The 6,795-nt window shown below is 60.3% G+C and carries 8 protein-coding genes; 4 read left to right on the top strand and 4 right to left on the bottom strand.

What is annotated here, in order from left to right; translation table 11 throughout:
* Positions 1 to 86: 86 nt before the first annotated feature.
* Complete coding sequence (locus GIV35_RS18015) at positions 87 to 233, bottom strand: hypothetical protein (RefSeq protein WP_169918770.1); 147 nt, start codon at positions 231 to 233, stop codon at positions 87 to 89.
* Positions 234 to 430: 197 nt separating this feature from the next.
* Between GIV35_RS18015 and GIV35_RS18010 the strand changes: the two genes are divergently transcribed.
* Both GIV35_RS18010 and GIV35_RS18005 read left to right on the top strand, forming a co-directional pair.
* A complete protein-coding gene (locus tag GIV35_RS18010) occupies positions 431 to 1,738 on the top strand; it encodes an MFS transporter (RefSeq protein WP_236265474.1) in 1,308 nt (435 codons plus the stop codon).
* Complete coding sequence (locus tag GIV35_RS18005; RefSeq protein WP_223023772.1) at positions 1,735 to 2,493, top strand: substrate-binding domain-containing protein; 759 nt, start codon at positions 1,735 to 1,737, stop codon at positions 2,491 to 2,493. The genes GIV35_RS18010 and GIV35_RS18005 overlap by 4 nt, the downstream gene beginning before the upstream one ends.
* Here GIV35_RS18005 and GIV35_RS18000 read toward each other — a convergent pair.
* Positions 2,485 to 3,387, bottom strand: a complete 903-nt coding sequence (locus tag GIV35_RS18000; RefSeq protein WP_034127031.1) for a LysR family transcriptional regulator — start codon at positions 3,385 to 3,387, stop codon at positions 2,485 to 2,487. The genes GIV35_RS18005 and GIV35_RS18000 overlap by 9 nt on opposite strands.
* A gap of 210 nt (positions 3,388 to 3,597) precedes the next feature.
* Between GIV35_RS18000 and GIV35_RS17995 the strand changes: the two genes are divergently transcribed.
* Together GIV35_RS17995 and GIV35_RS17990 are read left to right on the top strand one after the other, a co-directional pair.
* Positions 3,598 to 4,002: a ribbon-helix-helix domain-containing protein gene (locus GIV35_RS17995; protein ID WP_198715013.1), complete on the top strand. Its 405-nt coding sequence runs from the start codon at positions 3,598 to 3,600 to the stop codon at positions 4,000 to 4,002.
* The gene (locus tag GIV35_RS17990) at positions 3,999 to 4,352 is read left to right on the top strand and encodes a type II toxin-antitoxin system RelE/ParE family toxin (RefSeq protein ID WP_034126594.1); all 354 of its coding nucleotides are present in this window, start codon (positions 3,999 to 4,001) and stop codon (positions 4,350 to 4,352) included. The genes GIV35_RS17995 and GIV35_RS17990 overlap by 4 nt, the downstream gene beginning before the upstream one ends.
* 18 nt (positions 4,353 to 4,370) lie before the next feature.
* Here GIV35_RS17990 and GIV35_RS17985 read toward each other — a convergent pair whose 3' ends face one another.
* The gene (locus GIV35_RS17985) at positions 4,371 to 5,423 is read right to left on the bottom strand and encodes a histone deacetylase family protein (protein WP_223023773.1); all 1,053 of its coding nucleotides are present in this window, start codon (positions 5,421 to 5,423) and stop codon (positions 4,371 to 4,373) included.
* Positions 5,424 to 5,557: 134 nt separating this feature from the next.
* The gene (locus GIV35_RS17980) at positions 5,558 to 6,790 is read right to left on the bottom strand and encodes a Zn-dependent hydrolase (RefSeq protein WP_223023774.1); all 1,233 of its coding nucleotides are present in this window, start codon (positions 6,788 to 6,790) and stop codon (positions 5,558 to 5,560) included.
* Positions 6,791 to 6,795 lie beyond the last annotated feature (5 nt).

Below are 6,795 nucleotides of genomic sequence, written 5' to 3'. Positions count from 1 at the left end.
GCGGTGGATCAGCCGACGACTCCGTTGACTGACACACCGCCTTCGCGAGCAAGCCCGCTCCCACAGTCAGACCGCGTTTACCTGACTCAAGGCTTGAGCGGTCGCTCTTGGTCACGCTCGGAAAGCTCGGTGCCATCGTCCGGATGCTTCCACGTTTGCGGCTTTTCGTCTTCGCGCTGCCGCCGGGGTTCTTCACGCTCCGGCTCGTTGTGCTGCTTGTGTTCGTTCCCCATAACGGCCTCCGTCCATAAGAATTGGAAACAGCTTCAAGCATAGGACACGGCGGGTTGTTTTGAAGCTGGGATAGATTGATAGCTAATACGCATCAATTCATCCAAATTAGTCACTTATCATTTCTAAATGTGTCAGCCACTATCCCAAGTCTTAAGCGAAACAAGCACTTTAAAAAGAACGCTGGAGACACAAAACCATGACAACCCCTTCCCGGCCTGCGGCTGCCCCCTCGAAAGTAGGCGCGGTATTGCGCGTTACTTCGGGCAATTTCCTCGAACAGTTCGACTTCTTTCTGTTCGGTTTCTACGCCACCTATATCGCTGCCGCGTTCTTCCCGGCCGCTAATGAGTTTGCGTCATTAATGATGACCTTCGCCGTGTTCGGCGCTGGCTTCCTGATGCGTCCATTGGGCGCGATTATTCTGGGTGCCTACATCGATGACGTGGGCCGTCGCAAAGGCTTGATCGTGACCTTGTCGATCATGGCCAGCGGTACGCTACTGATCGTACTGGTGCCGAGTTATCAGACCATCGGCCTGTGGGCGCCGTTTCTAGTGCTGCTGGGGCGCCTGCTGCAAGGTTTCTCGGCCGGTGCGGAGCTGGGTGGCGTGTCGGTGTACCTGTCCGAAATGGCCACGCCGGGCCGTAAAGGCTTCTACACCAGTTGGCAGTCGGGCAGCCAACAGATCTCCATCGTCGTCGCCGCGGCCCTGGGTTATGGCCTGAACGTGTGGATGGAACCTGCGGTGGTGGCCGATTGGGGCTGGCGGATTCCGTTCGCCGTCGGCTGCGTGATCATTCCGTTCATCTTCGTGCTGCGTCGCAACCTGCAGGAAACCGAAGAGTTCGCCAACCGCAAGCATCGCCCGACCATGCGTGAAGTGCTGGCGACCCTGGTGAAGAACTGGACCGTGGTCATCGGCGGCATGCTGATGGTGGCCATGACCACCACCGCGTTCTACCTGATCACCGTGTACGCACCGACTTTCGGTAGAACCGTGTTGCACCTGAGCACCTCGGACGCCTTGCTGGTGACCTTGCTGGTCGCGATCTCGAACTTTTTCTGGCTGCCGATCGGCGGCACGTTAAGCGACCGCTTCGGCCGCAAACCAGTGTTGATTGCCATGACGGTGCTGACTGTCCTTACGGCTTATCCAGCGCTGTCCTACGTGGTCAACGCCCCCAGTTTTGCGCACATGCTGGAAACCCTGCTGTGGTTCTCGTTCCTGTATGGCATGTATAACGGCGCGATGATCCCGGCGCTCACCGAAATCATGCCGGTGGAAGTACGCGTGGCGGGTTTTTCCCTGGCTTACAGCCTTGCGACAGCAGTGTTCGGTGGCTTCACGCCAGCGATCTCCACCTGGTTCATTCACATCACCGAAGACAAGGCTTCACCTGCGTATTGGATGATCTTCGCCGCGCTGTGTGCATTGTGTTCGACCCTGGCGTTGTATCGCCGCGCCAATACCCGTGGCCAAGTAATGCAGGAGGCTGCGCAATGAAGCCGCTGTTCAAGACCCTCACTGCTGTCATCCTCGGCACCCTGGCGCTGACCGCCCAGGCCGAACAACTCAAGGTCATGACCTCAGGCGGCTTCACCGCCGCGTATAAATTGCTCGGCCCGCAATACGCCGAGCAAAGCGGTGACACCCTCGACACCATCCTTGGCCCGTCCATGGGCAAGGCGCCGGAAGCGATTCCCAACCGCCTGGCCCGTGGCGAACAGGCCGACGTGGTGATCATGGTCGGCTATGCCCTGGATGAACTGATCAAACAAGGCAAAGTCGACCCCGCCTCCCGCGTGGAATTGGCGGACTCGCGGATCGGCCTGGTAGTGAAGGAAGGTGCGGCCAAACCTTCGATCAATACCGATGCCGAGCTCAAGGCTGTGTTGAGCCAAGCCAAGTCGGTGGCCTATTCGGATAGCGCCAGCGGGGTGTATGTCGAGAAGGAATTGTTCAAGAAACTCGGCATGCCGGCCAAGGGCACCATGATCGAACGCGTGCCGGTGGGCGAGCAGGTGGCCAAGGGCGATTACGAGGTCGGCTTGCAGCAAGTGGCGGAGTTGTTGCCAGTCAAGGGTGTAACGTTTGTGGGCAAGATCCCGGAAGACGTGCAGTCGGTGACGCGCTTTGCCGCGGGCATTCCGGTGAACGCCGAACACCCGGAGCAGGCCAAGGCGCTGTTGCAGTTCATGGCATCGCCCGAGGCCCAGCCGGAGGTGCAATCCACCGGCCTGGACTCGGTGTCACGCTGACCGGAACGGCATCTCCCGCACCAGACGCTCCAACTCCAGCGCTGCCGGTGGCAACGTCCGCCCGCGGCGCTTGATCAAGCCTACATTGCGCAGCACCTGGGGCTCCACCAGCGGCACACTGACCAGAATCGGGTGAGTGTGCGCCGGCATCGCAATAGACGGCACCATCGCTACGCCCAACCCCGCCTCCACCAGCCCGATCATGGTGGTCACGTGGTGCGTCTCGCAGATACTCGGCTTTTTCACCCGCACCCCACGCAGGGCCTGGTCGAGCAGGAAGCGGTTGCCCGACGTCTTGTCCACCTCGATGTAGTCATGCTCATAGGCCTCGGTCCAGCTCACGCTGTCACGCCCAGCCAAAGGGTGATCACGCCGACAGGCCAGCACGTAGCGCTCCTGCAGCAGCAACTCGAATTCCACCTCATCGGCCAGGCTGCCGCTGAAACTCACGCCAAAGTCCGCCTCGCCACTGGCTACCGCATTGCACACCTCGCCGGCACTGGCATCCAGCACCCGCAGGCGAATCTTCGGATACAGCTTGTGGAACTCGGAGATCACGTGGGGCATGAAGTAGTACGCGGTAGACGGCACGCAGGCGATGGTGACATTACCCATGCGCGTCGAGGCGACGTTGCTGATACCCATCAGCGCGATGTCGAGATCGTCGAGCATACGCTCGACCTGGGGCAAAAATGCACGCCCGACCATGGTCAGGCTGACCCGCCGAGTGGTGCGTTCGAACAGCTTTACATCCAGCGCGGACTCGAGCTTTTCGATACGCCGGCTGAGGGCCGGTTGCGAGATACGGATGGCCTCGGCAGCGCCACGAAAACTGCCCTTGTCCACCACGGCGCGGAAAGCTTGGAGGTCGTTGAGGTCGAAGTTGATGATCACGGGAGGCAGGCCAAAGGTGGTCGAGGTGGCGAGCATTATCGTATGGGAGCGGGTGGGACGCCATGTGTGCCGAGATGGTTTGCCGAGATCATCTTGTTACACATATGAAGTCATACATATCAGCAGGTTATCAGCCACCTACGGCAACGCGATCGCCAAAACGGGTCAATACTTTCGGCCTGACCTACACAACTGGAGACGTAGCAACTCATGGAAACCTACCCCTTCTGGATAGACGACGAGGCGCCGGGCATCGGCATCGATCAGTTGCTTCTTGCATCGCGCCAATGGTCGAGTAGGATTGAATCCCACTCACACCAGGCGGATACCCCCATGCGCTCAACCCAGCAAATGAGCATCACCTTGCCCCTTGAAATGGCTGCCCTGGTCAAAGCCAAGGTGGCTGCTGGCGAATATGCCAGCGAAAGTGAAGTGATTCGCGACGGCCTGCGGGCGTTGCTGGCGCGTGATCGTGCCATGGAGGATTGGCTCAGAGCCGAAGTCATCCCCGCAGCGACCGCCCTTGAGGCGAAGCCTGAGCTTGGGTTATCGCCAGAACAGGTCCGCGAACATATGGCCGCCAGACGTCAGCGCAAAGGCACAGGGGAAGCGTGAGCTACTCGGTAGTTTTTTCGCCCGAGGTCTTGGCGCAACTCGATGCCCTCGAAGACTACATCAGCGATGTCGGCTCCCCTCCTGTAGCGGCGCGTTTTATCGACAATCTTGTCAGCTACTGTGAAAGCCTTGCCCTGTTTCCCTTGCGTGGCATGCGCCGTGACGACCTGTTGAAAGACTTGCGCATCACTCACTATCGTCGCAGCACCATTATTGCTTTCAGGGTGAAGCCTGACTTCAAAACGGTATCAATAGTGGGGGTGTTTTACGGCGGGCAAGATTACACGGCGTTGTTGCACGCAGATCAGAACGAGCACCCGACAAGGGCTGAAAAGCCTGCTGAAAACTGATCAGCAGGCCTTTAGCGTTCAAACACCCTTTAATGAAGGGCCTGAGCGCGCGTTCCAAGCCGTTGGTGCACCGAAAAACGCCTGGGCATTACTGTCCAACGTTTCCAAGTGATACCCGCCTTCCTGCACGATCACGCAGGGCAACCCCAGCGCACGGATGCGGGCTCCCAACCGCGCAAAGCCTTCCCGCGTCACCGCGACTTTGCTTTGTGGGTCCAGCTCATAGATATCGAAGCCCAGTGACAACACCAGCACATCCGCCGAGAAGTCCTTCACCGCTGCCAGGGCCTGCTCCAGTTTTTCAAAGAACACCGCTTCGCTGGCACCATGGGGCATCGGCAGGTTGAGGTTGTACCCCTCGCCGGCGCCGTTGCCTTTTTCCTCGGCAAAGCCTGCTACGCCAGGATAGAAGTTGGTCGGGTCGCCGTGGATCGACACATACAGCACGTCATCGCGGTCGTAGAAAATTTCCTGGATGCCTTGGCCGTGATGCATATCGGTATCGAGCACGGCGACACGCTGGAAACCCTGGCGCAGCGCTTGCGCAGCCACGGCCGCATTGTTGATGTAACAGAAGCCACCGGCCGCGTCGAAGCGGGCGTGATGGCCCGGGGGCCGGCACAAGGCGTAGGCGGCAGGGGCGCCATCGAGGATGTCTCCCGCTGCGGCGATGGCGCTTTGGGCTGACCAATAAGCCGAGCGCCAGGTCAATTCACCGATGGGGCAACTGCCATCGGCCAGGTAGCGTGCCGCCTGAGCCAGGATGCCGCGCAAGGCATTGGGTTCACGCACGAAGATGTTGGACATGACTTCGTCGCCCCAGTCTTCGGGGATTTCTTTCCAGCGCTGGTGAGCTTCTTGAAGAAAAGCCAGGTAGGCGCAGCCGTGCACCGCGAGCAACGGCCCCATACCGTAATCGGTCGGTTGCAGGATATCGAAGCCCAGGGTTTGCGCAGCCAGCAGCAGGTTGCGCGCTCGCTCGGGAACCTCTTGGGGCGTGCGCATCTGGCCGCGGGAGTAGTAGCTACGCGGGTGATGCAGGAGTTGTTCGGGGTGAAAAAACGTCTTCATGAGTTGCTCCTGAATAAACACAGCACCTGTGGGAGCTGGCTTGCCTGCGATGGCGGTGAATCAGGCAGTACATTGTTCTCTGACAGTCCGCTATCGCAGGCAAGCCAGCTCCCACAGGAGTACGGCGTCGGCCTTTAGAAATGAACATGCCCGGCGCGTTTCAAGACGGCGTTGAGCAAGACATCGGTACCCTGGCGCACATCGTCGGGCAAGACATCCTCGGCTTCGTTGTGGCTGAGGCCGCCGACGCAGGGGATGAAGATCATCGCGGTGGGGCAATAGCGCGCCAGGTGAATCGCATCGTGGCCGGCGCCGCTGACGATGGTCTGTTGGCTGTAGCCCAAGCCGTCCACCGCAGCCTGCACGCAAGCCACGCACTCGGCGTCGAACGGCGTGGCCGGGCTGATCCAGTGAGGCGTGATGGTGACGCTCAGGCCACGGTTGTCCGCGATAGCCTGCAGGCGTGCACGCACTTGCTGCTCCATGGCGTCGATGTCGGCGTCGCGGTGATGGCGAAGGTCGACGGTAAAATTGAGCAAGCCGGGGATGGTGTTGCGCGACGACTTGGCGATGCTCAGTTCACCCACAGTGGTGAGGCCCTGCGGGGCAAAATCGGCGGCGAGGTTTTCCAGGGCCTGGATCATTTTTGCCGCGCCGTACAGCGCATCTTTACGCAACGGCATCGGCGTGGTGCCAGCGTGCGCGGCCATGCCTTCGACCCGTACATCGAGCCAGCGAATCGCTTGACCACCGGTGACCACGCCGATGCTGTTGGCGTTGTCTTCCAGAATCGGGCCTTGCTCGATATGCGCTTCGAAATACGCATCCACTGCGCCACCCAACGGACGCTCACCGTTGTAGCCGGTGGTGCGCAACGCCTCGTTCACGCTGATACCGTCTACATCAGCGGTTGCCAGTGCCATGTCCAGGGCAAGCGTACCGGTGAACACCGCCGAGCCCAGCATCGCTGGGGTGAAACGGGCGCCCTCCTCGTTGGTCCACACTGCAATTTCCAACGGCTTGCGCGTCTGGATACCCTGGTCGTCGAGGCTGCGGATCACCTCCAGGCCAGCCAACACGCCGTACACCCCATCGAAGCGTCCGCCTTCGGGCTGGGTATCCAGGTGGCTGCCCATCATCACCGGGGCGGCGTCATTGTCGGTGCCCGCGCGGCGGGCGAACAGGTTGCCGATAGCATCCACGCTCAACGTCAGGCCGGCTGCTTTACACCAATGGCTGAACAGCTCACGACCGGCCTTGTCTTCGGCGCTCAACGCCAGGCGGCAGCTGCCACCGCGTGCGGTCGCGCCGATCTCGGCCATGTCCATCAGGCTACGCCACAGGCGCTCGCCATTAATCCTCAACATTGCTG

Source organism: Pseudomonas sp. PA-1-6B, from assembly GCF_021609545.1.
Taxonomy (GTDB): Bacteria; Pseudomonadota; Gammaproteobacteria; order Pseudomonadales; family Pseudomonadaceae; genus Aquipseudomonas; species Aquipseudomonas fluorescens_BV.
This window is presented reverse-complemented; position numbering and strand designations above follow the sequence as displayed.